Here is a 25865-nt window from a genome sequence, read left to right on the forward strand (position 1 = left end):
AGCGATATAAATTTCAAGCCCCGCAGAAGTCGAACTTGACGCGCGCCCTTCCGCGCCCTTGTTATGGGGTTCGGAATTGTCTGACAAATCACAAGAGAATCGGTTTCGGACGATCCGGGGGAGAGGACGCGCACGATATGACGCAACCAAGGCTTCTGCTTTGCGATTGCCTGAAGACACAGGCCATCGACGCCGGGCTGATCGAACAGGCGACTGGACTGTCCTGTTCAAAAATCCACACGCAACTGTGCCGCGGCGAAGCCGCGCAGGCAGCCGAAGCGATCCAGGCAGGAAACGTGATCATTGCGTGCCAGCAGGAGCGCCAGGCATTCGAGGATCTGGCCGCCGACCTTGAGGCGGACGACCCGCTTTTTGTCGACCTGCGCGACCGTGCCGGCTGGACAGCCGACACGCGCACCACCACGCCCAAGATGGCCGCACTGATCGCCGACGCGGTCCTGCCGTCATCCGGCGCGAAGGTTGTCGACGTCACGTCCGAAGGCACCTGCCTGATCCTTGGTGATGCCGAAGCTGCGCTTGCCGCGGCAGACCATCTGTGCGAGCTCCTGAGCGTTACAGTTATTCTCGACCCTGCCGACGAACTGCCTCTTGCGGACGACCGGCGCTTCGACATCGTGCGCGGCCGGGTGACGACGGCGACCGGCGCGCTCGGCCACTTCAAGATCGGTTTTGAAGCCCTTCAGGAACGCATTCCCGGTGGACGGGGCGCCTTCAACTGGACAGACCCCAAGAGCGGCGCCCGCACGGAATGCGACATCGTGCTGGATCTTCGCCGAACGCAGCCGCTCTTTCCAGCACCTGAAAAACGCGAAGGATACCTTCGGGTGGATCCGGGCAATGCAGCTGGCCTGACCAAGGCGCTCCTGGACGCATCGCAACTTGTCGGTACATTCGAAAAACCGCTCTACATTCGCCTGGACGAGCAGCTTTGCGCCCATTCAAGGGCCCGGAAAACCGGCTGCACACGCTGCCTCGATCTTTGCCCCACCGGCGCCATCAGCCCGGACGGCGACCACGTGGCGGTGGACACGATGGTCTGCGCCGGATGCGGAAGCTGTTCGGCTGTCTGCCCCTCCGGTGCCATCAGCTACGATGCCCCGCCGGTCAGCCACACGTTCCAGCGGCTGCAGACATTGGCGGCGGCATGGCGCAAGCTCAGCTCCGACACACCGCGTCTGCTCGTTCATGACGACAAGCATGGTGCGGAACTGATCCGTCTCGGCGCTCGATACGGCCAGGGCCTGCCGGCGGACGTCATACCGATGGAGATGGAGGCTCTTGCCAGCTTTGGACATTCGGAAGTCCTGGCAGCACTTGCCTGTGGTTTCGATGACGTAACGGTGCTGCTGTCGCCTGGCACGGAAAAGGAAGGCATGCCCTTTCAGGCAGAACTCGCCAACGCAATCGCCGGCAATGAACGCGTGACGCTGATTTCCCCCACCGGTCCTGACCAGCTGGAAGAGATCCTCTACCGCGAACGGCAGCCGGCAGCCGCCGTGCAGCCGATCCTGCCGCTGGGATCGCGCCGGCAAATCACCCGCCTGGCCGCAAAAGCGCTCAACGAACCGGGCAAGGTCATTCCCCTTCCGGCAGGCGCTCCCTATGGCTCGGTCACGCTCGATCAGGACGCCTGCACCCTCTGCCTTTCGTGTGTGTCGCTGTGCCCGTCCGGTGCCTTGAAGGAAAACCCGGACGCGCCGCAATTGCGCTTTCAGGAAGATGCCTGCCTGCAATGCGGCATCTGCACGACCATCTGTCCGGAAAAGGCCCTGACACTGGACCCAAGGCTGGACCTGTCGGACGAAGCCTTGCGGGCCAAGGTGCTGAAGGAGGAAGAGCCCTTCAACTGTATCGAATGCGGCAAGCCCTTCGGCGTCCGGTCAACCGTGATGAAGCTGACGGAAAAGCTCGCAGGCAAGCACTCCATGTTCCAGGACAACAAGGCCGTCCAGTTGATCCAGATGTGTGACGACTGCCGCGTGAATGCTGTCTACCATTCGCAAAACAACCCGTTTGCCTCCGCGGAACGTCCGCGGGTACGCACGACGGACGACTACATCAGCAAGCGGCGCGACCATTGAACCGCATGAGACAGGATCACTGGTACTGGATGGGAGCTCCGAGGTCGGCCGGCGGAATGCGGGAAACGAAGGCCAGGATCGCTTCGAGTTCCTCGAGCGTCATCTCAACCGGCACGATGGGCGATGGCCTGGTGATGTCGAAGGGCTCGGTGACACCGTCGATCACCGTGAAAGCCGGATGCGGATTGAGCGCGAAAAACGCCTCGAACCGCATTTGCCAGTCGGAAAAGCTGCGCATCACAGCAAAGGACGGCGATGAACCGATGGTCGACAACCGTGTTGCCTCGTTGACCATGTGGCATCGCCCGCAATGGAGCACGGCCAGTTTCTCGCCGCGAACCGCATCGCCGGAAAGCACGACAGGACCATTGTCCTCCACCTGCTCGAGCGCGGCGGTGAACACCTGCTTGCCGTTCTCTTCGAAAGCATCGACCGTGCGCCTGCCGACGTCACCGGTCAGCCAGTCCCGAAAACGGTCCGCATGTTCGCTGGTCTCTTCATGGGTGGTAAGGGACCATGTCTTGCCCAGCCCGGAAAACACCGCCACACCGGCACCGCCATCCGAAAGACGCAGCTCGGAAGCTTCGGCTTCGCCGACAATTTCAATGCGGATGCCCGTCTTGAGGGAAAAGCGCGGCAGCAGATATTTGAGGAAGCCGGTTTCAGCAATCGCGTCCGGCACGCTCAGCCGGAAGGAACGCGACTGGGCGTTCCCCGGCTGGTGGAACAGGATGCCGGAGCACAGGGTGACGGCAAGAAGTATCAACGCACGGCAGCCCACGCGCTCCTCCCTCACGTTGCTGGCCAGATCGGCTAGGGTAGGTTTCAATCGGGCGAGCCGTCAATGCACCCCGTATTCAACAGGAGAATAAGATGAGCGACGATTTCAACATGTCCATGCGCAAGTTCCTGAAGCAGGTCGGTGTAACCTCGCAGCAGGCCATTGAAAAGGCAGTGCGCGAAGCTGGCCCCAGCGCCGGAAAAACCTACAAGGTGAAAGCCGTGGTCACGATCGAGGAACTCGGTCTGGAGCATGTGGTCACCGGTGAAATCGAGGGGCAGGACTGAAGTGCCACTAACGCGTGAAGCCGCCCTGTCGGTTCTGAAAACGATCAAGGACCCGGCCAGCGGCGAGGACATTGTCGCCTCCGGCATGATGCGCGCATTGCGAGTGAACGGTGGCTCGGTCCGCTTCGTTCTTGAGGTCGATCCACGGCGCATGGACGAGATGGAAAATCTCGCGTCCGAAGCGGAAAGAAAGCTTGGAGCCCTGGAAGATTGTGAGAGCGTTCAGGTGGCTCTGACCTCCCATTCGGACCAACCGGCCGCGCAAGCCGTCCCACCCGCAGCGCCCAAACCGAACGCGCCTCAACCGATCCGGGCGAAACCGGCCGCCCCGGGAGCCACCGGGCCGCAGAAGGTGCCGGGCATCGACCGGGTGATCGCCGTAGCTTCTGGCAAGGGCGGTGTTGGCAAGTCGACCGTTGCGGCCAATCTTGCCTGCGCACTGGCCGCCGAAGGCCGCAAGGTCGGACTGCTGGATGCCGATGTCTACGGACCGTCTCAGCCCAAGATGCTGGGCATCTCAGGGCGGCCGACCTCCCCGGACGGCCAGATGATCCTGCCGCTGCGCAACCACGGCGTCACCATGATGTCCATCGGCCTGATGACTTCGGGCGACGAGGCTGTGGCCTGGCGCGGACCGATGCTGATGGGCGCGTTGCAGCAGATGATGACCCAGGTGCAATGGGGTGCGCTCGATGTGCTGATCGTCGATCTGCCACCGGGCACGGGCGATGTCCAGATGACGCTCTGCCAGAAATTCGCCGTCGACGGCGCCATCATCGTTTCGACGCCGCAGGACGTTGCCCTGATCGATGCGCGCAAGGGCATCAGCATGTTCAACCAGATGCAGGTGCCGCTCATCGGAATGATCGAGAACATGTCGACCCACATCTGCTCCAACTGCGGTCATGAGGAACACGTCTTCGGCCATGGCGGAGTTGCAGAGGAAGCCGAAAAGCTCGGCGTTCCCCTGCTGGCCGAGGTGCCGCTGCATCTCAATATCCGCCTCGCGGGAGATGGCGGCACGCCGATTTCGATCAAGACGCCCGAAGCCCCGGAAGCTTCGGTCTTCCGTCAACTCGCCCGAACCCTGGTCGCGGAGGGCAATGCATGACCGACATGCAATTTCCACCGCTGTTTCAGGGTGAGGCTCTGACCGGTCAGGCCGACCCGTTCGAACGGGCACTTGCGCTTGCCATCTCCGGAACGGATCCGGGAACGGTTGTCTACAACCTCGGTGGGGAGCGCCTGCGGGCCGCGCTTATCTTCGCTCCGGAAGTCTCGCTGGAACGGGCCATCGCCATCCTGCCGGTGTGTGGCCTCGGGTTTCAGGCAGCGCTTGGCGCGCTTGCCCCGCCGGAGGTCGCCGTACACCTGGAATGGGACGGCAGGATCCGCGTCAATGGTGCGGTCTGCGGACGCATGCGCGTCAAGGCTTCCACGAAAGACCCGGAGGCAATTCCGGACTGGCTGATCCTTGGTCTGGAACTCAACATGGCCAGCCGGAAGTCGAACCCGGGCAAGGATCCAGACCGGACCTGGCTGTCAGAAGAAGGCTGCGGCGAGATCACAGCCGCCCAGCTTCTGGAATGCTGGGTACGCCACAGCCTCTACTGGCTCAACCGCTGGCTCGATGACGGCCCGCGCCCCGTCCATGCCGACTGGCGCGGACTTGTCCCGGCAATGGGCGAAACGGTGGACGTGGACGGAGCATCAGGCACGTTCGTCGGTGTCGATGAAAATTTTGGTATGCTGCTGAGAACGGGTGAGGACACGATCCTGATCCCGCTTTCCAGCCGTCTTGAGGAATAACCGGATGAAACTTGCCCGCGCCATTCACCTGGATGACAGCGACCGCAACGTCTTCTTTTCTCCGGCCCGCACCGGCGAATGGTGCCTGTCCGGCGGCTTCGAATTTTCCGACTGGACCGAAGCCGACCTGAGCGGCAAGGCCCGTCAGGCCTTCGCCAATGGCTGGCTGGGCCTGGAAACCTTCGGCAGGGCAACATTCGTCGCCGTCACGCCGATCGAAGACACCGAGTTTGCCGCCCTCACCGAGCGCCTGGCGCAGCATTTCGTCGACATCTACGGTGCGCCGTCCGTGGAGGCTGCACGCGGTGTTGCCCAGCAGGAGCTGGCCTATATGGCCGAACTCTGCGAAGAACATCCGGAAAACACGCTGATCGCCGTCCAGCGGGACCTGACCGAAGACGGCGTTCGCGAAGCCTTCCGAACCATTGCCGCACCTGAAGCGAAGCTGGATATGGTCGCTGTCCATGGCGACATCGATTAGCATCGGATCGACTGGCCGGATGCCCTCCTTGACCCGGCCACCGACCTGCCCCGCAGACACAGTTGCTTAACCAAGACATTTCAATAAACACAGATTACACAGCGTTAAGTTGATCTCTCCGGTGCGTTTCGCGCATCATGCAGTCGCTTGTTTTAATTTCAGAATCTCCCCAAGGAATATTGCATATGTCCCGGCACACTCTCACCCGCCGCCTTTTTCTCGGTACGGCAACCGCCGCCCTGACCGCCCTGCCGTTGCGCGCCTTTGCGCAGGAACTTTCTCCCGCACAGACACCCGGTGTCGAAGCGTCTCCCGAACAGATTGCCAAGGCCGTCGCCGAGCTCGACGCAATCGTTGCCGAGGTGATGGAGCGCAGCAAAATTCCGGGTCTGGCCGTCGCCGCGGTCCATCGGGGAGAAACGGTCTATTCCAAAGGCTTCGGCCTGCGCCGCCTTGGCGAGCCTGAAACCGTCACGCCGGACACGGTGTTTCAGCTTGCGTCCCTGTCGAAACCGGTCGGTGCGACCGTCGTCGCCAGCCAGGTCGCCAAGGGCGCCGTCTCGTGGGACAGCAGGATGCGCGATCTGCTGCCCTGGTTCGAATTGTCCGATCTGGACCGTACCGAAAAACTGACCATCGGAGATCTCTACAGCCATCGCTCAGGCCTGCCGGACCACGCGGGCGACGATCTGGAAGATCTCGGCTATGACCGCAAGGCAATCCTGGAACGCTTGCGGCTTCAGCCGCTGGCTCCTTTCCGGATTTCCTATGCCTATACCAATTTCGGCCTGACTGCCGCCGCTGAGGCCGTTGCCCAGGCTTCCGGAACCGACTGGAGCAGCCTGTCGGAAGAGGCGCTCTACCGGCCACTCGGCATGACCTCGACCAGCTCTCGCTTTGCCGACTACATGGCAGCCGCAAACCGCGCCATCCCGCACAGCCGTGACGGCGACGGTTTTGCCCCGCTGTTCCAGCGCAACCCCGATGCCCAGTCACCGGCAGGTGGCGTCAGCTCCACCGTGACCGATCTGGCCGTCTGGCTGAAAATGCTGCTGGCAAACGGCGAACATGCCGGAACGCAGGTCATCACTTCCGAAGCCCTGCTGCCCGCCATCAGCCCGCAAAGCTTTTCGGACCGTCCACACAGCCCCGATGCCCGCTCAGGGTTTTACGGTTACGGTTTCAACGTCAGCAATGATCCTTCGGGACGTGTCCGGATCGGCCATTCCGGGGCCTTTCTCCTGGGGGCAGGTACCTGCTTTGCGATGATTCCTTCACTGGACCTCGGCATTGTCGTTCTCACCAACGCTGCTCCTGTCGGTGCAGCGGAGGCCATCACCGCTTCCTTCACCGATCTTGCACAACTCGGGCACATCACCCGGGACTGGTATGCCGGATATTCGAGCAGGTTCGAAGGCTTCTACATCAAGCGCGGCAGCACCGTCGGTCAGGACCGTCCGGCAGATGCCGCCCCGACGCCTCCACAAGACCTTCTCACCGGCACCTATTCCAACCCTTATTTCGGCAAGGTCGAGGTCAAGGCTGACGGCGACGGCCTGGTGTTGTTGGCCGGACCAAAACACATCCCCTTCCCGCTGCAGCCCTGGAACGGGCCGGTGATGGTATTCGATTTCGTCACTGAAAACGCCCCGGAAGGCTCGCGTTCGACGCTCGTCTTCGACGATGTCTCGAACGGGCCGGCCAAATCCCTTGAGATCGAACTCTTCAGCGAAACAGGCGCGTCTCTATTCGAGAGGGTTTGATGTCACATCACTGCGGCGGATTTCACAGAAGAAATTCGCCCGTCAGCCGCAGGGCCGCATATCCGCCGACGGAAACCCCGGTGATCTGGTTGTCAGCCGTACTCAGCACTGTTCTGACAATGCTGGGACGGCCCATCTCGAAGCCCTGCTCAGCCACCAGAACCACCTGCCCGCCACTTCCGGGCAGGAGTTTTCGCGCCCGGAACAATTCGCAGGCAAGCGCTCCATTGGTGGTGCCGCTGGCAGCCTCCTCCGGGTCTCCGACACCGTGGCAGAGGTCGCGCAGGCGAACCTTCGCCTTGCCCAACCCGTGCCCCGTCCGGCACCACACCCCCATCGTGTCGATCGACCGCGCGAGGCAGAAGTGGCGCAAGCCGTCATCATCCGGACGAATGGCGGCCAGGGCATCAGTATCTGCCAGTTCGACGAAAACATGCCTCAGGGCCGTCGAAGACGCCGAAACGCTGAGAACGTCAGCCGGCTCGATCCCAAGCAGCGGGGCGATCTCGCCAGCGGCCGCCTCGTTCAATCCAAACTTTGGCAAGGGCTGATGCATGGTGATGGCGCCGTCCGAGGCAACTTCGACGCCGATCTCGCCGGCTGGTGTTTCCTGCACGTAGCTTCCGGGCCCGATCCGGCCATCCGCCAGCAATGCTGCAAAAATGGCAACGGTAACATGACCGCACATGTCCATTTCCGCCCGGGTCGAATGAAACCGGGTCTCGATCCTCTTGTCGGATTTTCGCCGGACGAAGCCCGTGGTGGGAGCCCCGAGATCCGCCGCGATCCGTTGACGGGCGTCCGGCCATAAAGGCGTATCCTCGAAGACGACACCGCCAATGTTGCCACCCCGCTCGTCAGCAGCAAATGCGGCATAGAGGCGGACGGGCAACGTATCCATTTCGTTTTTTTCTCTCACGGTCGGCGCTGTAAAGGAGGGCGCATCCGACCATGCAACAGAAAGTGGAGCAACACTGGTGAAACGTTTTCCAAAGGAAGAAAACAGCCATTCGGGACGTCAAATTTCCATCACGAATTCGTCACGCAAGGCCCTCGCCATTTTATTTCCATGTGATCGCAATCAGGGCCAAGTATCTGCCAGCATCAAATTCATTCCCAGGAAAGTGATCCCGTCATGAACACGACTTCCAGCCAGAGCCAGCCTGCTGGTGCACTGCCCGCCTTGAATTTCCATACGCTTGGACTGATGTTCGTCTCGGGTTTCTTTGCCACCAACGCTTTCGACCTCTGGGGCCAGATCATCAGCCCCGCCCTGGGTTTTGCCACGCTCTCTCCCCACGGACTTGCCAAAAGCCTGCTTGGCAGTCTCGGTCTCCCGAACGGCGATTTCGCCGGATACTTCGTCCATTTCTATGCCGTCGGCCTGATCGGATACCCGGTCGGCTGGATGTTCATCTTCGCACCACTGTGGCAGCGTGTGGTCGGCAATACACATTGGTTCCTGCCGTCCGCGATTTATGGCTTCGGCCTCTGGGTCTTTGCCATCGGCGGCATCACGTCGGTTGCCGGTCTCCCCTTCTTCCTGAATTTCAGCGGCATCGTCTGGGTCGCCCTCGTTGGTCACGTCCTTTACGGCATCGTGCTTGTAGCGGTGCTGAAGCTGATCGAACGAAGCCAGGGCGCCTGAACCCAATAAAAGAGACAAACCCGCAGTCTCTCACCCGAATGTGCGCGAGACTGCGGGTCACTTCAGCAACAACTCGATCGAGATCGCCGCTAAGCCTGTCAGTTTCCGGTCTTCAGATCAGTCCGGAACGCCTCGACAATCAGGTCAGCCATCTGATCGTGAAGTTCCGCGCGGGGCCGGCCGCCGCCATCGGTGCAAAGGGTGTCGGTTTCTCCGATGGATTTCATGAAGGCGATCGCATCGGCCTTGCACACGGGCAGAAAGCTGAAATGGACGGCATCCGCGATGTGATCCAGTTCGGCGTCCGGGGCAGCCTCAACCAGATGCGCGGAGCGCACACCCACGTCGATCTGCCCGGCAACACCGAGGTTGAGAAAATGCAGCGGAATGTCGATACCGGCGAAGCTCTGCTCGTTAAAAGCGTCTGCAACCGATGGATCGACAGCAACAACCGATGTGATCCTGGCATCCCTTCGCTCTTGTTCGAACAAGGCCTTGTCGACCGTCCGCAGATCGAACGGCTCGACCTTGATTTCCTCCCTGTCGCGAAACCCCCTGCCACCCTTGAACCAATGGCAATCCGGCATTTGCGGGTTGGTGTCGCAATAGTCGGCATAAGCCTCCAGACTGGCCGTTGCACCTGCGCTTTCCAGAACGGCGGCTCCGCCAAGGGAAAATCCAAGCAGTCCGATTTCCCCCGAATCGATTGATGCCGACCAGTCCGGATCGGCAAGCAGTCTGTCGATCACCGTTGCAAGATCATCCGTCCGCTGCCAGAGCTTCGGCGTGTCTTCCGGTGTGGAATCGCCACTGGTGGTGCCAGGATGGTTGGGACCGGCCACGATGAAACCGTCGCCCGCAAGTTCGCTCGCGATCCAGGCCATCTTTTCGACCGACGCTCCCGAACCATGTGACAGCAGGATCAGCGGAAAGGAGCCTTCCACCTTGACGGCATCTTGCAGGGCGGGTGTACCTTCGAAGATCCTGTCGTCGCCTAAGAGCACCTGCTCGCCGCCCTGTTTGGCCGGATACCACACCAGGACGGTGAGATCCTCACCCCTGGCTTTCGAACTTACCGAGATCTTTTGAACACCCACCGGCTCCTGAGCCTTGGCTGGTGTGGTGACAGCCAGCGTGAGAACCAGAGGCAGGAGAAGAGATTGTATTTTCATGAGGGGTCTTTCAGTCAGTGGAGCAATGACCGAATTCTTGCTAAGGCCGTGATGGAAAGCGTCCTCTTTCACGATTCAGTCATGCCGGATCGCGATAAAGGTCCCCGCCATCGCCCCATCGAGGTGCCTTGCCCGTGCTGTTTGTTCCCCTGCCCTTTGTCAACGCGTTGCTTCTGGCGCTTGTCTTTGTGTTCCTGAAGAAAAGCAACGGAGCAACAGCCACACGCGCCTTCCTGATGCTGATTGCCCTGTGCTGCCTGCAATCCATCGTCCTCGGCCTGCGCTGGGGATATAACGTCGACGCTTTGCGCTTCGTGCAGCCGCTGCTGGCCGCTCTGCTTCCCCCTCTTGCCTATGAGAGCTTTCGAGGTCTCGTCGATCAGGCCGCGCCCGGACGGTTTCGCCTTGCAGCGGCGCCACTGGCTGCACTCGTCATTCTGGGTCTGATGCTTGCGGCGCCTATCTTGCTGGATAGTGCCCTGGTGCTGCTGTTCCTGGCCTATGCCGTGGCCCTGGCACGGATCGCCTGGCGCGGACCGGACGGCCTTGGACTTGCCCGTCTGGACGAAGCTGCCGCTGCCCACCGGGCCCTGTGGCTGGCTGCTTTCTGCCTTTGCCTGTCCGCCGGTTTCGATCTGGTCATCCTGTTCGATTTTGAACGCTCGGGCGGCAGTCACGCAGCGCTTCTGGTCAGCAACGCCAACATCTTTAGCCTTCTGCTGATTGGTCTTGCCGCCCGCACGGCAGGCCAGGCCCAGACGGAGACAATCAACGAGTTGGAACCCGCGGCCCAGACCGCTACATCCGAAGACGCTGAAATCGTCGCGCGGGTCGACGCCCTGATGACCGCACAGCACCTTCACCGCGACGACACGCTCAACCTCTCAAGGCTTGCCCGCCGTGCCGGTCTGCCCGCCCGTCAGGTCTCGCAGGCCATCAACCGGGCTCGCGGCATGAATGTCTCGCGCTATGTGAATGATTTCCGGATCAAGGACGTCTGCGCCCTGCTGCGGCAGGACGGCATCACCGTGACCGAGGCCATGTATCGTGCTGGTTTTTCGACCAAGTCGAACTTCAACCGCGAATTCCTGCGCGTGACCGGAATGACACCGGATCAATGGCGGAAGGCGGATGGTGCCAATGACAAGCAAAAAGACCAATAAGCGCACCAAGCTTCAGCAGAACGCCCCCAGCATCGTCATACCGGTCAAGTTCGGTACAGCTACAGTGCAAAGTCTCTGAGTGCGTCGTGCCGGACGCAGCGAAGCGAAGATCCGGTATCAGATAGCCCCGAAACTGTCAGCGAACAGATCAGATCCATCAGCATACCCGAAATCCATCAGCAAACCCGGTGATTCCCCGGTCCCGGCTCGTGCTGCGCGTGGCCGGGATGACGAAAGATGGGCAGAAAATCAAAAAAGGCGCACCGGGATCCGGTGCGCCTTCGAGTTCAAAGTGCGTTGCCTCAAACAGTACCCTGCTGGGCCTTGTCGAAGATTTCCAGTGCACCTTCCTTGGTCAGCGGAACCGGGTTGCCGCCTGCGGTCGGATCGACAATGGCCATTTCCGCGATCAGATCGCGCTTGCTGTCATCAACATTGAGGCCTGCCAGCGTGTGCGGCACACCAAGGTCTTCACGCAGTTTCAGGATCGCTTCGAGCACACCCTGATAACCGCCTGCGATGCCGAGGAAACCGGCAAGGCGTTCAAATTTCTGTTCGATGGCCGGCTTGTTGAACTGCAGCACGTAAGGCATGAAGACCGCGTTGGTCATGCCATGGTGGGTGTCGTACAGAGCACCAACCGGATGTGACAGCGAATGGATCGCTCCGAGGCCTTTCTGGAAGGCGACGGCGCCCATGGCAGCGGCACTCATCAGGTGGCCGCGGGCTTCAAGATCGGACGCGTCCGCGGCAACTTTCGGCAGGTTTTCGAACACCAGTCGCATGCCTTCAAGCGCAATGCCTTCGGACATCGGATGATACATCGGCGCGGAATAGGCCTCCAGGCAGTGCGCCAGGGCATCCATGCCGGTGCCGACGGTGATGAAGCGCGGCATGCCGACGGTCAGTTCCGGATCGCAGATCACGATGGCCGGCAGCATCTTCGGGTGGAAGATGACCTTCTTGGTATGGGTCGCTTCGTTGGTGACGACGCCCGCGCGGCCGACTTCCGAGCCGGTTCCGGCAGTGGTCGGCACGGCGACGATCGGCGCGATGCCAGCCGGGTCTGCACGGGTCCACCAGTCGCCGATATCTTCAAAGTCCCAGATCGGACGGCTCTGACCGGACATGAAGGCGATCAGCTTGCCCGCATCGAGGCCCGATCCGCCACCAAAGGCGATGACGCCGTCATGTCCGCCGGCCTTGTAGGCGGCCACACCGGCAGCGATGTTGCTGTCGACCGGGTTCGGCTTGACGTCGGAAAAGACCGCGGCCTTCAGGCCCGCGGCTTCCAGGCTGGCAATCGCCTCGGAAACCATCGGCAGGCCGGCGAGGCCCGGGTCGGTGACCAGCAGCGGATTGGACATGCCGGAAGCCTTGACCGCATCGGGAAGTTCCTTGATGCGGCCTGCACCGAAGCGAACGGAGGTCGGATAGGACCAGTTGACGGAAGGAAGTGAGCTCATGGGTGTCTCGTTGTCTAGAAACTCAGGTTCTTTGATAAGACCGCCCCAAAGGAGGCAGCCTTCAACTTCAGCATTTCCACTTGCGCCCTCGTCCTATGAAAGGGCGAGAGGAGAGCAAGACCTGCGGCTTCGTTGCCCTGGAGGAGAAAGCCTTCGGTCTTGCCCAATCGTTTGTCGGTTCAGCCTCAATGCTCCAGACGGAAGTGGAACGACTTCGGCCTGGTCAGGTTGTGGAAGCCGATTTCAGACAGGGCTGCGCCCTTGCCGGTGTCCTTGACGCCGGTCCACACAAGCGCCGGGTCGAGATAGTCGCAACGGTTCATGAACACGGTGCCGGTCTCGATCCTGTCGCCGATTTCTGCCGCTGCCTGGACGTCTTCGGTCCAGATCGACGCGGTGAGGCCATAGGGGCTGTCGTTCATGAACTGCAGCGCTTCCTCGTCGTCCTTCACCTTCATGATGCCGACGACCGGGCCAAAGCTTTCCTCGCGCATCACCGACATCTGATGGTTGACGTCCGTCAACACCTGAGGTGCCAGATAGGGCGTGCCTTCCTTGTCCGCTTCGAACTTGGACGTGTCGATATGCGCCTTGGCACCCTTGCGCAGGGCTTCATCCGTCTGCTCGCGGATCCAGGCGGCAAACCGTGCCTGAGCCATCGGGCCGAGGGTGGTTGCCTCGTCCAGCGGATTGCCCAGCTTGTACTGGCTGGTCAGGTCGACAAATCCCTCGACGAAGCGGTCGTAGAGGCTTTCATGCACATAGACGCGCTCGATGCCGCAGCAGCACTGACCGGCATTGAAGAAGGCGCCATCGACCAGGTTCTCGACAGCATAATTCAGATCGGCGTCGGCCCGAACATAGGCCGGATCCTTGCCGCCCAGCTCAAGACCGAGCGTTGCGAAGGTACCTGCCAGAGCCTTTTCGATGGCGCGGCCACCACCGACGGATCCAGTAAAGTTGACGTGGTCGATCAGACCGGAGCCGAGCAGTTTTTCCGTGCCCTGGTGAGTCAGAACGATGTTCTGGAAGACGCCCTTCGGCAGGCCGGCGATCTCGAAAGCCTTGGCGAGAAGTTCACCGACCAGAAGGGTCTGTGCGGCATGTTTCAGGACGATCACATTGCCCGCCATCAGCGCCGGCATGATGGTGTTGATCGCTGTCATGAACGGATAGTTCCAGGGCGCGATCACCATGACGATACCGAGCGGCACACGGCGCAGGTACCGCTTGAAGCCGGCCTTGTCGGTGCGTTCCACATCTGCCAGCGCTTCGGCTGCGATCTTGGCGCAATATTCCGTGCGCTCGATGGTACCGCCGAGCTCACCGCCGAAACGGATCGGGCGGCCCATCTGCCAGGCCAGTTCCGGCACGACTTCGTCGTTCATCGCCTTCAGCGCTTCCAGCGCCTTGAGGCAATAGGCAACCCTTTCGGCGACCGGTACGGCAGCCCAGCCCACCTGTGCGGTCCGGGCATTTGAAACGACCCGGTCGACCGCGGCATCGTCCAGAGCCGGGCGTTCGGCATAGACCGAACCGTCGATGGGGGAAATCAGCTTGATGACATCTGACATTTTGAACCTCTCAGAACCGCCTCTACGGACGGCTTGTTGAAAGTGGGTGGCTCTGTTTCTTCCTGATCTGTTTTCATCCACTCCCTCATCTTGAGGAAGCGCTTCAACGCTGTCTCGAAGGATGGGCGGCACACTCTTGAGCAAGTGGCCCATCCTTCGAGACGGACCTTGCGGTCCTCCCCAGGATGAGGTGAGCGGATGGTACTTCTTCGCCTCTTACGCCCGCTCGAAGCCGCGGGCAATCTCGTAGTCGGTGACCACGCGGTCGAACTCCTCCAGCTCCCATTCGGCAGCACGGGCATAGTGGTCGATCACGTCGTCGGAGAAGGCTTCGCGCAGAAATTTCGACTTGCGCAAGGTCTCGCGGGCATCGCGCAACGTGTGCGGAATTTCCTTGGCCTTGCGGGCATCGTAGACATCGCCAGTCGTCGGCGCATCGAGTTCCAGCTTTTCTTCCATGCCCTTGATACCGGCAGCGATCTGAACCGCCAGCGCCAGGTAGGGATTGAGGTCGGAGCCGCCGATGCGGCATTCCACCCGGAGCCCCTTGGTACCTTCGCCGCAGAGCCGGAAACCGGCGGTGCGGTTGTCGACCGACCACACGGTCTTGGTCGGCGCGAAGGTGCCTTTCTGGAACCGCTTGTAGCTGTTGATATAGGGCGCCAGGAAATAGGTGTAATCCGGCGCATATTTGATCAGCCCGGCCATGTAGTGGCGCATTATCTGCGACATGCCGTATTCGCCCTTGGCATCCACGAAGACGTTGTTGCCGTCCTTGTCGAACAGCGACTGGTGCACGTGGGATGACGAGCCGACGCGGGAATGATGCCACTTGGCCAGGAACGACGCGGACCGCCCCTTCGCCCAGGCGATTTCCTTCACCGCATGCTTGGCGATGGTGTGATATTCGGCCGTGTCGAGTGCCGGCGCATATTTGATGTTGAGCTCTTCCTGCCCGGCTTCGGCTTCGCCCTTGGTATTCTCAACCGGAATGCCTGCAGCATAGAGGTGGTTGCGCACCGGGCGCATCACGTCCTCTTCCTTGGTGGTCTGCAGGATGTGGTAATCTTCATTGTATCCGGAGATCGGCTCCAGATCGCGGAAACCGCCCTTGCGCATCTCGTCGTAGCTTTTCTCGAACAGGAAGAACTCCAGTTCGGTCGCCATGATCGGCGTCAGGCCAAGCTCTTCCAGACGCGCGACCTGCGATTTCAGCATGGCGCGCGGCGAATGCGGTACTTCCTTGTGAGTGTGGTGATCAAGGATATCGCACATCACCATGGCGGTGCCTTCCAGCCACGGCACCAGCCGCAGGGAGGAAAGATCCGGTTTCATGACATAGTCGCCATACCCGCCGGACCAGCTGGTCGCCGCGTAGCCTTCGACCGTGTACATTTCCAGGTCGGTTGCCAGCAGGTAGTTGCAGCAATGGGTCTCGTGATAGGCACTGTCGACGAAATGCTGGGCGTGGAAGCGCTTGCCCATCAGCCGTCCCTGCATGTCGACGATACAGGTCAGCACCGTGTCGATCTCACCGGATGAGACGAGAGACTTCAGCGCATCAAAGGTCAGGTTGCCAGGCATTTTACGGGTGTTCCCAGGTTAGGCGGGTCTTGAATTCTGTTCCGAATATTCCCGGTCCGGGGTTTGCTCCGGACCGGAAGTGTTGGACCGTGCCAGCCTTTGGCCGGCACGGACTGGGCCTCTATGCTGGGCCTCTATCAGGAATAGCGGTAAGGCCGGCCGGCCTTCTTCATGTCCTGATTGTACTTCTTGAAGATCTCCACGACCTTTGCCTTGGTCGGGGATTCAGCTGCTATCTCGTCCCAGAAAACCATGGCAGCTTCTTCAACCGTTGCCCATTCAGGATCCGGAATGGAGGTCAGTTCCATCTTGGTGCCGTTGACACGCAGGTTGGCTTCACCGCCCCAGTACCACCACTGGCGATAATAGTGCGAGGAATCCATGGCCAGCTGCAGCATGGCTTTCAGATGATCGGGAAGTTCGTTCCAGCGTTCCATGTTGGCGAAGAACGAACCGGCCCAGGCACCCGAGATGTTGTTGGTCAGGAAGTAGTTGGTCACATCCGCCCAGCCGACGGTGTAATCCTCGGTAATGCCCGACCAGGCAATCCCGTCGAGTTCGCCGGTCTGGACGGCGACTTCGATGTCTTCCCAAGGCAGCGTGACCGGCACGACACCGAACTGGCTCATGAAGCGGCCGGCTGTCGGGAAGGTGAAGACGCGCTTGCCTTCCAGGTCCTTCAGCGAGCGGATCGGGTCTTTGGTGGCAAAATGGCACGGATCCCAGGAACCTGCGGAAATGTGCTTCACGCCAACCTTGGCGTATTCCTCTTCCCAGATTTCCTTCAGGCCGTACTGGTTGAACAGCACCGGCACGTCGAGGGAATAGCGCGATCCGAACGGGAAGTAGCCGCCAAAGACGGTGACTTCGGTCGGGGACGCCATGCTGTCGTCGTCCGACTGTACGGCATCGATCGTGCCCTGCTGCATGGCGCGGAACAGTTCACCCGTCGGCACCAGCTGGTCGGCGGTGTAGAGCTCGATTACCATTTCGCCGTTGGCGGCCTTGTTGAAGGCATCGATATGCGGCTTGATCACGTGTTCGGCAAGCGCCGGACCGGCGTAGGTCTGGAGGCGCCATTTGATCTGCGACTGGCCGTGCACGGCCGGAGCCGCAAGTGTGGTTGCTCCGGCGGCGGCGGCAGTGCCGATACCGGCTTTTTTCAGAAAATCACGTCTGTTGGTCATCTCAAGTTCCCCTAAGTTTCACATTCAGCTAAAGCGGTGCGGCCGTTTTCCGGCTCTCGTAAGTCCGCGGTCCAACTCCGTTTTTCCTCCGGACGTTGTCTTCTTGTCCCGTTCAACGCTACCTGCCGTACACCAGATCCGGCAACCACAGGGCAATTTGCGGGAAAACCATGACGAGGACGAGCGCCAGAACCATCACCGCAACGAACGGCGTAATAGAGCCGTAGATGTCGCGCATGCTGATTTCCTTGGGCGCCATCGCCCGCATCAGAAAGAGATTGTAACCGAAGGGCGGCGTCATGTAGGCGATCTGTGTGGTGATCGTGTAGAGCACCCCGTACCAGATCAGAACTTCGCCCGCCGGCATGCCAAGGTCGAGACTTGCGACCAGTGGCACATAAAGCGGCGCCACGATCACCAGCATCGCCGTGTCGTCCAGAAAAGTGCCCATCACCAGGAAGGACAACTGCATCAGGATCAGGATCATCCACGGCGACAGACCAAGCTGCTCGGTGAACAGGCTCTCGATGGCCTTGACCGCGCCCAGACCGTCGAACACCGCACCAAAGCCGAGGGCGGCAAGGATGATCCACATGAACATGCACGAAATGCCGAGCGTGTTCTTCAGGCAAAGCTTCAGGATATCCCAGGTCATCCGGCGTCGGATGATGGCAGCCACCAGGGCAGCCAGCGCACCGATGGCCGAGCTTTCCACCAGGCTGGTGTAACCCTTCACGAACGGCACCATCATCACCGCAAAGATGATGATCGGCAGGATGCCCGCCAGAAGCAGGTGGTACTTTTCGTCCTTGGAGGCCTCACGTTCCTCTTCGGACAGTGCCGGGCCAAGCTCAGGCTGGATCTTGCAGCGGATCGCGATGTAGACGACGAACATGGCCGCCATCATCAGGCCGGGAACGACACCCGCCAGCCAGAGCTGCCCGACAGGCGCCCGCGCGATCATGGCATAGAGCACCAGCACCACGGATGGTGGCACCAGAATGCCGAGCGACGACCCCGCCTGGATCACCCCCGTGACCATGCGCTTGTCATATTTTCGTTTAAGGAGTTCCGGCAGCGCGATGGTCGCACCGATGGCCATGCCGGCAACCGACAGGCCGTTCATGGCAGAGATCAGAACCATCAGCAGGATCGTACCGATGGCAAGCCCGCCGTTGAGCGGACCCATCCACACGTGGAACATCTTGTAGAGATCGTCGGCGATCTTGGTTTCCGACAGCACATAGCCCATGAAGATGAACATCGGCAGCGTGAGCAGCGGATACCATTTCATCAGCTTCATGGCTGCGGAGAACGGAATATCGCCACCGCCTGTTCCCCAAAGAGCCAGAGCGGCGATTGCGGCGATGCCACCGATCGCGCCGAAGACGCGCTGTCCCGTCAGGAGCATCAGCATCATCGACGAGAACATCAGGAGAGCGATCATCTCATAGGACATCAGAGCGACACTCCCTTGATCCGGGCAATATCCTTCAGGAACTCTGAAAAGACCTGCAGAAGCATCAGGAGGAATCCCAAGATCATGATCACTTTCACCGGCCAGAGATAGGGGCGCCAAGCGGTCGGGCTGCGCTCGATATAGCCGAGCTTTTCAGCCGCCGCGTCAGGTCCACCGGTAACGAAGGAGACGAACAAGTCCCACCAGAAACCGAGCGAATCCTTGCCGAAATAGCCGAGGGAATAGGCTGTGGAGTTCAGCGCGCCATACAGCAGCACGCCGAGATAGAACATCAGCAGCAGCACCGTAAAGGCATCGAACCAGGCCTTCTTTTTGAGGCTCCACTCGGCATAGAACAGATCCATGCGCACATTGGAGCCGAGCTGGATCGAATACGGCCCGCCCAGAATGTAATAGGCAACCATCGCAAACTGGGCGACTTCCAGTGTCCACAGCGAAGGATTGAAGAAGGACTTTGAGATCGATGACCACAGAAGGATCGCCGCCATGACGAAGACCCCCCACATGATGATCTTGCCAAGACCGCGATTGAAGCTGTCGACGATGCAGATATAGACGCGGGCCGCCTTAAGCATGGGCTCCTCCCTGCGTTTGCCCACCAACGGCCTGCGCGGCGTGCTCCAGCAGGGGCCCCAGAAGGTTACTCCAGCGTGCCTCTTCAGCCGCCGTTTTCACTTCGTCATTGCGGATTTCGATCATCAGGCAGGGAAGCTTGCGGTCTTCGCCGTGGCGTCGGATGGTGTAGTAGACGCCATCGGACGGCGCGTAGGGCTCGTTGTCGCCAACAGTCAGACCTCCTGCTGCCTTCAGTCCTTCCAGTACAGGATCCGCCAGACGCCGGTCCGTGTCGTAGATGAGACCGATTTCCCATGGCCGGGACCGACCCTTGTAAACCGGCGTAAAGGAATGGATCGAGACCACGGCCGTCGGCAGGCCGCGATCGAGCCGCTCGTTGATCACCTTGTCGATGGCCTTGTGAAACGGCCGGTGCGCCAAGTTCAGGCGGAACGCCTTTTCATCCGCCGACAGATCGCGATTGCCGGCAATCTGCGTGGTTTCGCTGAGGCACGGGATCAGATCAGCCCGGCTTTCCTCGCGGTTACAGTCGATGATGAGGCGCGAAACGGTGGTGTGGACCAACGGCGCATCGAGGCTTTTTGCCAGCCCCTTGGCAACGCCAAGCGCACCCGGATCCCAGGCGATATGCGCAATCTTGTCCGCATCGGTGAGGCCGAGAGATGTGTCGTAGGGAGGCGGAAAGAAGTTGGAAGCGTGATCGCAAACAAAAACAAAGGGGCCTGCTCCCTCCGCATTTTCAACGGCGACAGCCCGAGTCATTCCTCCGGTCTGGGGATTCGAACCCATTCCCTACTCCCTGAAAGATCGGCCCCGAATTTTGTAATGTTTATTACAGGATTGCCGACTTAACTAACTTCTGTAATATTTGATACGCAGTTTGAAGCGGCTGTCAAATGAAATTCAGTGCCGCGGACCGTCATAAAGGCCGACGCCCATGGAACGTCCTCTTCTGGAAGATATTCGCGACCGTCTGGACGAATTCACCGCCACTGAAAAGAAAGCGGCGCATGCGTTGTTGGCCAATTATCCCATGCAGGGACTGGGCACAGTGGCCCAGTTTGCCGAAGCCGCCGGCGTCAGTTCTCCCACCATCCTGCGCTTCGTCGGCCGCCTGGGTTTCCCCGGGTTTGCCGAGTTTCAGCGGAAACTGCGCGGCGAACTGGAAAGCCAGCTCAATTCACCGCTCGCTCGCAGCGCCAACATGGAGGATGACCCTGTCGGCGACCCCCACGTCAGCCAGCTTCTGGAAAACGTGCGAGAGACCTTTTCCCACCTGCCACAAGGCGAACTCACCGGCCTGATCAAACTGCTGTCGGATGAACGAAGGCATGTTCACCTGATCGGCGGGCGCTTTACCGATGGTCTCGCCCGCTACATGGCGGCGCATTTGCGGATCGTGCGCGCAAACGTCAATCACGTTGCCGGACAGCAGGGCAACTGGCTCGACCAGCTCATCGGGATCGGTCAGAAGGACGTCGTCGTCGTATTCGATATCCGCCGATACCAGGCAGAAATCATCCAGTTTGCCGAAGCCGCCGCCCGCCAGGGGGCAACCGTGGCACTCGTCACCGACAGCTGGATGTCTCCCGTCGGCCGCATCGCCAGTTTCGTACTGCCCGCCCGCGTCGCGGTTCCTTCCCCCTGGGATTCCTCGCTGGCGCTCATGGCGATTGCCGAAGTACTCATCACCGGCGTCACGCGGGAAAACCAGAAGCGCGCCCAGGAACGCATGCGGGCCCTGGAGAAATTGCGCAACGACATCGATCCCTCGACCGAAGGCCGCGCCATGGGGCCGGACATCTGACCGGATCCCAACCGGCCAAAATCAAGCACGGCAGAACATCGGTTCGCCCACCGGCAGCGACTCACCTATACTTGCGTCCATCACGGCCCGCTGACAGCCAGGACGGGCTCCTGACAGAAACTGCGCCAGCCGGTCTGGCAGGTCCCGAACCGGCAGGCCTGAACAGGGAGCGATATCCATCGCAAGTGACGCGCCCTCGAAACGCGCCGTTTTTCGGCCGGTCATCCGCTCAACCCCAAGAGCCTTCATCCGCCGGGGCGACCGGCTGCTGGTGCAAGACAAGCGGCACCCAGTCAAGGGCCGCTACTTCACCCTGCCCGGCGGCAAGCAGGACCCAGGCGAAACACTTGACGCCTGTTTGATACGCGAATGCCTGGAAGAGATCGGCGCGGCGGTCACCGTGTCGCATCTGATGCATGTCGCGGAAGTTCACCGGCGCAAAACCACGGCAAACGAATATCAGCATCAGCTCGATTTCATCTTCGCCTGCAGTGTCGCGGAAGACTACGAACCGGCTGTTGGACCTCATCCGGATCCACATCAGGTCGGTACGCGCTGGATAGGTTTTGAAGACGCTCAACAGCTGCGTCCGCTTTATGTCACAAAACTGTTTTCACTTGGCTGTACGCGGGAGCCCGAAGTCTATCTCGGACCCCATAATGATTAATGCCCCAAAGACCATTCGGGAAAATCTCCGTTTTCTGTGCGCGGAAATCGAAGGTCAGCTCATACAGCTTGAAGCCTTCTTCAAGGAACCGACGGCAGCGACGGCACGCCGGATCATGGACCGTGCCGGATACGCCCATAACCTGAAGAGCCGGATCCTTGCGGCCTGCGTCCAGCAGATGGCCGGAGCCAGAAAGAACGATCGCAAACATCTTACCCTGCGCAGCCTGGAGTTTGTCGCCACCGACCTTCAGCGCATCGCCAACCTGGTGCGCCAGTCTCTGCGTCATGTGGAGCGGATCGAGACCTTTGCCACCCTTGAGCCTGGCCGCTACCCGGCGATAGTGAGCCGGGTCCGGCAGGGCGTAGCCCGGATCGAGGATGCCTTTCTCAGCAAGGACAGCGAAAAGGCCATCGAGATCGGCCAGTTGCAGAACAAGATCGAAGCCGACTACCGCAAGCTCTTCAAGGCCTATACGCGCGACATGCGCAACCCCGACCGGTCACCCGCCGACGTCGCCAACAGCCTGCTCGTCGCCAGTGAGTTTCAACGCATGGGCGAATCCCTGCGGGCCATAAGCGAAGCACTGATTTCCGCCAACATCGGCCAGGCGGTCAATTTCGAACGCTATTTCGCCCTGCAAGGCCTGATGTCGGATCTGGACGCGGCTTCCAACGACATCACGATCGAACAGATTGCCGACACGAGGTCGGGGAGTGCGATCTCCGCCGTTAGGGACAAGAAGACCGAGACCGTGACGGCCGTTTTCAAGGATGGTGACAAGAGCAAGGTCAAGGAAGAGCGCCAGGGCGTGAAAAGCTGGCATTCGATCTATCCGGGTCTGGCCCCGAAAATCCTGTCTTACCAGAAACGCAACCAGTCCGCGGCGCTTCTGATCGAACATTTGCCCGGACTGACGCTCGAACACATCGTGCTGAACGAAGGCGACGCCTTGCGCGCCAAGGCGCTTGCCACCCTCTCGCAAACGCTGAAAGACATCTGGAAACAGACGCGCACGGCAGAACCGGTGGAGCTGGGCAGCATGCAGCAACTTGGCAAACGCCTTGGGCATGTCCGCAGGATTCATCCGGAATTCAAGGACAGCTCGATCAACTTTGCTGGCGAGACCATTCCCGCGCTGGACAGCCTCATTGCCGAGGCCACCGAACGCGAGGCAAAGGTACCTGCCCCCTTTTCCGTCTATATCCATGGCGACTTCAACGTCGACAACATCCTCTACGACCCGGCCGAAAACCGGGTCCGTTTCATAGACCTGCACCGCTCCCGCTACATGGACTACGTCCAGGACGTCTCCGTTTTCATGGTCTCGAACTACCGGCTTCAGGTTCTCGACCGGGAAACGCGCCGGCGGATCAGCGATGTCTCGCTCGCTTTCTGCAAGTCTGTCCGGACTTTCGCCCGCAAGCAGGGCGACGACACTTTCGAATACCGGCTGGCGCTCGGCCTTGCCCGGTCCTTTGCCACATCTACGCGGTTCATCCTGGACAAGTCGCATGCACGGCGCATGTGGCAGCGTGCCCGCTACCTGATCGAACAGGCACTTGCCTGCCCGCCCGGTGCCGAGGCCCGGTTCCGGTTGCCGATGAAGGAGATCTTCGTTGACTGACCTCAGGATCGGAGTTGTCGGAATTCCCGGCAAATGGTCGACGGAAGTTCTGGCGGACGCCCTGGAGGCACAAACCGGGTATCGCTGCGTGGTCGACATGGCCGACGTGGTTCTGGATCTGGACAAGAAGGCGCTGATCACCGGACAGACCGACCTTTGCGGCCTCGACGGCCTCGTGGTCAAGAAGATTAGCCAGACCTACAGCCCCGCGACACTGGACCGGCTGGAAATGCTGCGCGTGGCCGAAAACGCCGGCACCAAGGTCTTTTCCAGCACAAGGTCCATTCTTGGCCTGGTCAACCGGCTGAGCTGCACCGTGACCCTGGCCAATGCCGGCATCCCCATGCCCGCAACCTGCATCACCGAAAACGTGGACGAAGCCCTGGCCGCCGTCCAGCGGTTCGGCAGCGCGGTGTTCAAGCCCCTGTATTCGACCAAGGCCCGCGGCATGACGCTGATGGATGCGAACGAGGGAGGAGAAGCCCTCCGGCAAAAGATCGCCGCTTTCAAGGCCGACAATCCGGTCATGTACCTGCAGAAGAAGGTCAATCTTTCCGGCAGGGATCTCGGCATGGTTTTCCTCGGCGGTGCCTATCTCTGCACCTACGCACGTGTCGCCCGGACGGGCAGCTGGAACACCACCATCCTGCACGGTGGCAAGTACGAACCATTCGAACCGGATGCCGACCTGATCGAACTGGCGCGCCGCGCGCAGGAACCGTTCGATCTCGACTTCACAACCGTGGATGTCGGCCTGACGGACAGCGGACCGGTCGTGTTCGAGGTCTCGGCCTTCGGTGGTTTCAAGGGAGCTCTGGAAGGCGCCGGCATCGACGCTGCCACGCTTTACGCCAACCATGTAATTGAAAAGGTGCGCGGATGACCGGCATAACCGTCCAGGACGTTGTCGACGCTCTTTCCCCGGCTCGGGAAACGCGAAACTGCGATCCGGTGTGCCTCACGGTCGGCGGCCATGTGGTCGAGGTGAGATGCACCTCTTCGGCGCTTCTGGCCGAATTGCTGCGCTATTTCCAGCACGTGATTTCCGCGCCGAGCGAACCGGACAGGATCGTCCATGTGCTTGGAACGCCGGAACTGCCCTTTGACCCGGAGTACACCGACTGGGAGCGGGAAACGGGAAAGTCCGGCCGCAAGGATGCGGTCTGTGACCTTGAAAACGGGCGCCTGATCCTGAAGGTCCGCACGAGTCTGCAGTTCCTGCAATCGCCCGACTGGGCGATCGCCTTTGGCCCTACGGACGATCACCCCAACCAGGTGATCAACTTCATCAACACCCAGTTTCTCAATCACTTCCAGCGGCAGGGGTGGGTCGCCTGTCATGCAGCGGCTGTCCGCACCCCCAACAAGGGGCTTGCGATATCGGGCCTTTCCGGCGGCGGCAAGTCCACCTCGATGTTGCGCCTGATGGAACTCACCGGCACGCAGTATGTCACCAACGACCGCCTTCTCGTTCGCAATGCCGGCAACAGTACCGATGCGCTCGGCATTCCGAAACTGCCGCGCATCAACCCGGGCACCATCGTCACCAACGCACGGCTGACTGGTCTTATCGACGAGGAGCGCGAAGAGGAACTGCGCAACCTGGAACCGGACGAGCTCTGGCATCTGGAGGAAAAATACGACCTCTTCATAGACGACATCTACGGCCCCGGCCGCATCTCCCACGATGCCCGCCTGACCGATTTCTGGGTGCTGAACTGGTCACGCGACAGCAGTGAGGCCACAGACGTGAGCAAGACAGACCTGAAAGACCGGCCGGATCTCCTAACCGCAATCATGAAAAACCCCGGCCCGTTCTACCAGACACCGCAAGGCCCGTTCTGGCCAATGAAAACACCACTCGACACAGAGGCCTATCTGGGCGCACTCGAAGGTGTTCAGGTGTGGGAAGTAAAGGGACTGATCGATTTCGACGCCCTGTTTGAAGCCGGTGCAGAGCTTCTGGGACAAACGCCATGACAGACTGTTTCGCCATCCTGGTGCGTCATGGCGTTTACAATCAAAAACCGGACACGCCGAGTGCCCTGCAGCCCTATGGCCTGACCGATGCAGGCAAGGTGCAGGCACAAGAGGCAGGCACCGAGATTGCAGACATCGCACGACAAGAAGGCTTCCGGCTGGCACCGGAGATCTTGTGCTCACGCCAGCTCAGAGCCTGGCAGACGGCAGCGCTTCTCGGCCGGTCGCTTGGTGAAGTCCTTGGATCGGACTTCACGATCACCGAGGACGAAGCCCTTGCCGAACGCAGCGTCGGAGCCCTTGCGAACCTGACCCTGCGGGAAATCGAACAGGTAATCGCAGACGACCCGCGCACCGCGCCGCTTCCCGGAGACTGGAAATCGAACAGTCATCACAGGCTGCCGGTGCAGGGGGCGGAGAGCCTGATGGACGCCGGGCAACGGGTGGCAACCTGTCTGGAACAGAGAATGGTGGACCTGGGAGACGGAGCAGGACTGAATGCCCGGATCTTTGTAGGGCACGGCGCTGCCATGCGACATGCCGCTCACTGCATCGGCGTCCTGGAATTTAACCAGATCCGCCAGCTCAGCATGCACCACGCCCGCCCTGTCGTCCTGAAGCTGACCAAGAACAGATCCTGGTCGCACCACCGGGGCGACTGGAAGCTGCGCGAGCCACTTGAAACCGCAACGGATTGAAACAGACGGCTGC

25 protein-coding genes are annotated in these 25865 nt (G+C 60.6%); 14 read left to right on the top strand and 11 right to left on the bottom strand.

The features are described from left to right. Positions 1-137 precede the first annotated feature (137 nt). Positions 138-2102 carry a 4Fe-4S binding protein gene (locus tag ACYQ54_RS08255; RefSeq protein ID WP_460081011.1) on the top strand — a complete coding sequence of 655 codons (1965 nt, stop codon included), beginning with the start codon at positions 138-140 and terminating at the stop codon, positions 2100-2102. 16 nt (positions 2103-2118) lie between these two features. On the opposite strand, the gene ACYQ54_RS08260 is transcribed toward ACYQ54_RS08255, so the two are convergent. Then, positions 2119-2931, bottom strand: coding sequence for a hypothetical protein (locus ACYQ54_RS08260; RefSeq protein WP_460081012.1), 813 nt, complete (start codon positions 2929-2931; stop codon positions 2119-2121). A 44-nt stretch (positions 2932-2975) separates the two neighbouring features. Here ACYQ54_RS08260 and ACYQ54_RS08265 point away from each other — a divergent pair, with 44 nt between their 5' ends. The 5 genes from ACYQ54_RS08265 to ACYQ54_RS08285 all read left to right on the top strand — a co-directional run bounded on the left by ACYQ54_RS08265 (position 2976) and on the right by ACYQ54_RS08285 (position 7223). Beyond that, entirely contained in the window at positions 2976-3170 is a 195-nt protein-coding gene (locus ACYQ54_RS08265; protein ID WP_006937395.1) for a DUF6494 family protein, read from the top strand. A 1-nt stretch (position 3171) separates the two neighbouring features. Beyond that, positions 3172-4281: an Mrp/NBP35 family ATP-binding protein gene (locus ACYQ54_RS08270; RefSeq protein WP_460081014.1), complete on the top strand. Its 1110-nt coding sequence runs from the start codon at positions 3172-3174 to the stop codon at positions 4279-4281. Further along, positions 4278-4979: a biotin/lipoate--protein ligase family protein gene (locus tag ACYQ54_RS08275; protein ID WP_460081016.1), complete on the top strand. Its 702-nt coding sequence runs from the start codon at positions 4278-4280 to the stop codon at positions 4977-4979. The genes ACYQ54_RS08270 and ACYQ54_RS08275 overlap by 4 nt, the downstream gene beginning before the upstream one ends. Before the next feature lie 4 nt (positions 4980-4983). Next, positions 4984-5460 (top strand): DUF6505 family protein, encoded by a 477-nt coding sequence (locus ACYQ54_RS08280; RefSeq protein ID WP_460081019.1) that lies wholly within the window; start codon positions 4984-4986, stop codon positions 5458-5460. Between the two features lie 185 nt (positions 5461-5645). Next, positions 5646-7223: a serine hydrolase gene (locus tag ACYQ54_RS08285; RefSeq protein ID WP_460081020.1), complete on the top strand. Its 1578-nt coding sequence runs from the start codon at positions 5646-5648 to the stop codon at positions 7221-7223. Between the two features lie 22 nt (positions 7224-7245). On the opposite strand, the gene ACYQ54_RS08290 is transcribed toward ACYQ54_RS08285, so the two are convergent. Further along, on the bottom strand, positions 7246-8124 hold the full coding sequence (locus tag ACYQ54_RS08290; protein ID WP_460081023.1) for a PhzF family phenazine biosynthesis protein: 879 nt from the start codon (positions 8122-8124) through the stop codon (positions 7246-7248). A 234-nt stretch (positions 8125-8358) separates the two neighbouring features. Between ACYQ54_RS08290 and ACYQ54_RS08295 the strand changes: the two genes are divergently transcribed. Continuing rightward, on the top strand, positions 8359-8871 hold the full coding sequence (locus ACYQ54_RS08295; RefSeq protein WP_460081024.1) for a hypothetical protein: 513 nt from the start codon (positions 8359-8361) through the stop codon (positions 8869-8871). 98 nt (positions 8872-8969) lie between these two features. On the opposite strand, the gene ACYQ54_RS08300 is transcribed toward ACYQ54_RS08295, so the two are convergent. After that, on the bottom strand, positions 8970-10043 hold the full coding sequence (locus ACYQ54_RS08300) for an alpha/beta hydrolase family protein (protein WP_460081025.1): 1074 nt from the start codon (positions 10041-10043) through the stop codon (positions 8970-8972). Between the two features lie 134 nt (positions 10044-10177). Between ACYQ54_RS08300 and ACYQ54_RS08305 the strand changes: the two genes are divergently transcribed. Further along, positions 10178-11206: a helix-turn-helix domain-containing protein gene (locus ACYQ54_RS08305; RefSeq protein ID WP_460081027.1), complete on the top strand. Its 1029-nt coding sequence runs from the start codon at positions 10178-10180 to the stop codon at positions 11204-11206. A 302-nt stretch (positions 11207-11508) separates the two neighbouring features. Here ACYQ54_RS08305 and ACYQ54_RS08310 read toward each other — a convergent pair whose 3' ends face one another. The 7 genes from ACYQ54_RS08310 to ACYQ54_RS08340 all read right to left on the bottom strand — a co-directional run bounded on the left by ACYQ54_RS08310 (position 11509) and on the right by ACYQ54_RS08340 (position 19862). Continuing rightward, complete coding sequence (locus ACYQ54_RS08310; protein ID WP_460081029.1) at positions 11509-12672, bottom strand: iron-containing alcohol dehydrogenase; 1164 nt, start codon at positions 12670-12672, stop codon at positions 11509-11511. A 185-nt stretch (positions 12673-12857) separates the two neighbouring features. Next, complete coding sequence (locus tag ACYQ54_RS08315) at positions 12858-14246, bottom strand: aldehyde dehydrogenase family protein (protein ID WP_460081031.1); 1389 nt, start codon at positions 14244-14246, stop codon at positions 12858-12860. A 216-nt stretch (positions 14247-14462) separates the two neighbouring features. Next, positions 14463-15830, bottom strand: coding sequence for a glutamine synthetase family protein (locus tag ACYQ54_RS08320; protein WP_460081032.1), 1368 nt, complete (start codon positions 15828-15830; stop codon positions 14463-14465). A gap of 137 nt (positions 15831-15967) precedes the next feature. Continuing rightward, on the bottom strand, positions 15968-17017 hold the full coding sequence (locus ACYQ54_RS08325; protein ID WP_460081033.1) for a TRAP transporter substrate-binding protein: 1050 nt from the start codon (positions 17015-17017) through the stop codon (positions 15968-15970). Between the two features lie 118 nt (positions 17018-17135). Then, positions 17136-18476: a TRAP transporter large permease gene (locus ACYQ54_RS08330; protein WP_460081036.1), complete on the bottom strand. Its 1341-nt coding sequence runs from the start codon at positions 18474-18476 to the stop codon at positions 17136-17138. Beyond that, entirely contained in the window at positions 18476-19072 is a 597-nt protein-coding gene (locus tag ACYQ54_RS08335; protein WP_460081037.1) for a TRAP transporter small permease subunit, read from the bottom strand. The genes ACYQ54_RS08330 and ACYQ54_RS08335 overlap by 1 nt, the downstream gene beginning before the upstream one ends. Continuing rightward, positions 19065-19862 (bottom strand): N-formylglutamate amidohydrolase, encoded by a 798-nt coding sequence (locus tag ACYQ54_RS08340; protein ID WP_460081039.1) that lies wholly within the window; start codon positions 19860-19862, stop codon positions 19065-19067. Before ACYQ54_RS08340 ends, ACYQ54_RS08335 begins: the two co-directional genes overlap by 8 nt. A gap of 148 nt (positions 19863-20010) precedes the next feature. Between ACYQ54_RS08340 and ACYQ54_RS08345 the strand changes: the two genes are divergently transcribed. Continuing rightward, the gene (locus ACYQ54_RS08345) at positions 20011-20880 is read left to right on the top strand and encodes a MurR/RpiR family transcriptional regulator (RefSeq protein ID WP_460081040.1); all 870 of its coding nucleotides are present in this window, start codon (positions 20011-20013) and stop codon (positions 20878-20880) included. A gap of 21 nt (positions 20881-20901) precedes the next feature. Here the strand turns inward: ACYQ54_RS08345 and ACYQ54_RS08350 are convergent, their stop codons facing one another. Continuing rightward, positions 20902-21105, bottom strand: a complete 204-nt coding sequence (locus ACYQ54_RS08350) for a hypothetical protein (RefSeq protein ID WP_460081043.1) — start codon at positions 21103-21105, stop codon at positions 20902-20904. 22 nt (positions 21106-21127) lie between these two features. Here ACYQ54_RS08350 and ACYQ54_RS08355 point away from each other — a divergent pair, with 22 nt between their 5' ends. The 5 genes from ACYQ54_RS08355 to ACYQ54_RS08375 are packed head-to-tail and all read left to right on the top strand — an operon-like array spanning position 21128 to position 25852. Next, positions 21128-21547, top strand: a complete 420-nt coding sequence (locus ACYQ54_RS08355) for an NUDIX domain-containing protein (protein ID WP_460081711.1) — start codon at positions 21128-21130, stop codon at positions 21545-21547. Continuing rightward, positions 21540-23174, top strand: coding sequence for a phosphotransferase (locus tag ACYQ54_RS08360; protein WP_460081045.1), 1635 nt, complete (start codon positions 21540-21542; stop codon positions 23172-23174). Before ACYQ54_RS08355 ends, ACYQ54_RS08360 begins: the two co-directional genes overlap by 8 nt. Next, positions 23167-24057, top strand: a complete 891-nt coding sequence (locus ACYQ54_RS08365) for a GAK system ATP-grasp enzyme (protein WP_460081047.1) — start codon at positions 23167-23169, stop codon at positions 24055-24057. The genes ACYQ54_RS08360 and ACYQ54_RS08365 overlap by 8 nt, the downstream gene beginning before the upstream one ends. Next, on the top strand, positions 24054-25154 hold the full coding sequence (locus tag ACYQ54_RS08370; RefSeq protein WP_460081049.1) for an HprK-related kinase B: 1101 nt from the start codon (positions 24054-24056) through the stop codon (positions 25152-25154). Before ACYQ54_RS08365 ends, ACYQ54_RS08370 begins: the two co-directional genes overlap by 4 nt. Continuing rightward, the gene (locus ACYQ54_RS08375; RefSeq protein WP_460081050.1) at positions 25151-25852 is read left to right on the top strand and encodes a histidine phosphatase family protein; all 702 of its coding nucleotides are present in this window, start codon (positions 25151-25153) and stop codon (positions 25850-25852) included. Before ACYQ54_RS08370 ends, ACYQ54_RS08375 begins: the two co-directional genes overlap by 4 nt. Positions 25853-25865: the final 13 nt, after the last annotated feature.

Source organism: Roseibium sp. LAB1 (assembly GCF_054658235.1).

What these genes read in the sequence shown, in the direction of transcription:
- ACYQ54_RS08255 (WP_460081011.1), top strand. Translation starts at nt 138, where the DNA reads ATGACGCAACCAAGGCTTCTGCTTTGCGATTGCCTGAAGACACAGGCC.
- ACYQ54_RS08265 (WP_006937395.1), top strand. Translation starts at nt 2,976, where the DNA reads ATGAGCGACGATTTCAACATGTCCATGCGCAAGTTCCTGAAGCAGGTC.
- ACYQ54_RS08275 (WP_460081016.1), top strand. Translation starts at nt 4,278, where the DNA reads ATGACCGACATGCAATTTCCACCGCTGTTTCAGGGTGAGGCTCTGACC.
- ACYQ54_RS08280 (WP_460081019.1), top strand. Translation starts at nt 4,984, where the DNA reads ATGAAACTTGCCCGCGCCATTCACCTGGATGACAGCGACCGCAACGTC.
- ACYQ54_RS08285 (WP_460081020.1), top strand. Translation starts at nt 5,646, where the DNA reads ATGTCCCGGCACACTCTCACCCGCCGCCTTTTTCTCGGTACGGCAACC.
- ACYQ54_RS08290 (WP_460081023.1), bottom strand. Translation starts at nt 8,124, where the DNA reads ATGGATACGTTGCCCGTCCGCCTCTATGCCGCATTTGCTGCTGACGAG.
- ACYQ54_RS08295 (WP_460081024.1), top strand. Translation starts at nt 8,359, where the DNA reads ATGAACACGACTTCCAGCCAGAGCCAGCCTGCTGGTGCACTGCCCGCC.
- ACYQ54_RS08300 (WP_460081025.1), bottom strand. Translation starts at nt 10,043, where the DNA reads ATGAAAATACAATCTCTTCTCCTGCCTCTGGTTCTCACGCTGGCTGTC.
- ACYQ54_RS08310 (WP_460081029.1), bottom strand. Translation starts at nt 12,672, where the DNA reads ATGAGCTCACTTCCTTCCGTCAACTGGTCCTATCCGACCTCCGTTCGC.
- ACYQ54_RS08315 (WP_460081031.1), bottom strand. Translation starts at nt 14,246, where the DNA reads ATGTCAGATGTCATCAAGCTGATTTCCCCCATCGACGGTTCGGTCTAT.
- ACYQ54_RS08320 (WP_460081032.1), bottom strand. Translation starts at nt 15,830, where the DNA reads ATGCCTGGCAACCTGACCTTTGATGCGCTGAAGTCTCTCGTCTCATCC.
- ACYQ54_RS08325 (WP_460081033.1), bottom strand. Translation starts at nt 17,017, where the DNA reads ATGACCAACAGACGTGATTTTCTGAAAAAAGCCGGTATCGGCACTGCC.
- ACYQ54_RS08330 (WP_460081036.1), bottom strand. Translation starts at nt 18,476, where the DNA reads ATGTCCTATGAGATGATCGCTCTCCTGATGTTCTCGTCGATGATGCTG.
- ACYQ54_RS08335 (WP_460081037.1), bottom strand. Translation starts at nt 19,072, where the DNA reads ATGCTTAAGGCGGCCCGCGTCTATATCTGCATCGTCGACAGCTTCAAT.
- ACYQ54_RS08340 (WP_460081039.1), bottom strand. Translation starts at nt 19,862, where the DNA reads ATGGGTTCGAATCCCCAGACCGGAGGAATGACTCGGGCTGTCGCCGTT.
- ACYQ54_RS08345 (WP_460081040.1), top strand. Translation starts at nt 20,011, where the DNA reads ATGGAACGTCCTCTTCTGGAAGATATTCGCGACCGTCTGGACGAATTC.
- ACYQ54_RS08350 (WP_460081043.1), bottom strand. Translation starts at nt 21,105, where the DNA reads ATGACCGGCCGAAAAACGGCGCGTTTCGAGGGCGCGTCACTTGCGATG.
- ACYQ54_RS08360 (WP_460081045.1), top strand. Translation starts at nt 21,540, where the DNA reads ATGATTAATGCCCCAAAGACCATTCGGGAAAATCTCCGTTTTCTGTGC.
- ACYQ54_RS08370 (WP_460081049.1), top strand. Translation starts at nt 24,054, where the DNA reads ATGACCGGCATAACCGTCCAGGACGTTGTCGACGCTCTTTCCCCGGCT.
- ACYQ54_RS08375 (WP_460081050.1), top strand. Translation starts at nt 25,151, where the DNA reads ATGACAGACTGTTTCGCCATCCTGGTGCGTCATGGCGTTTACAATCAA.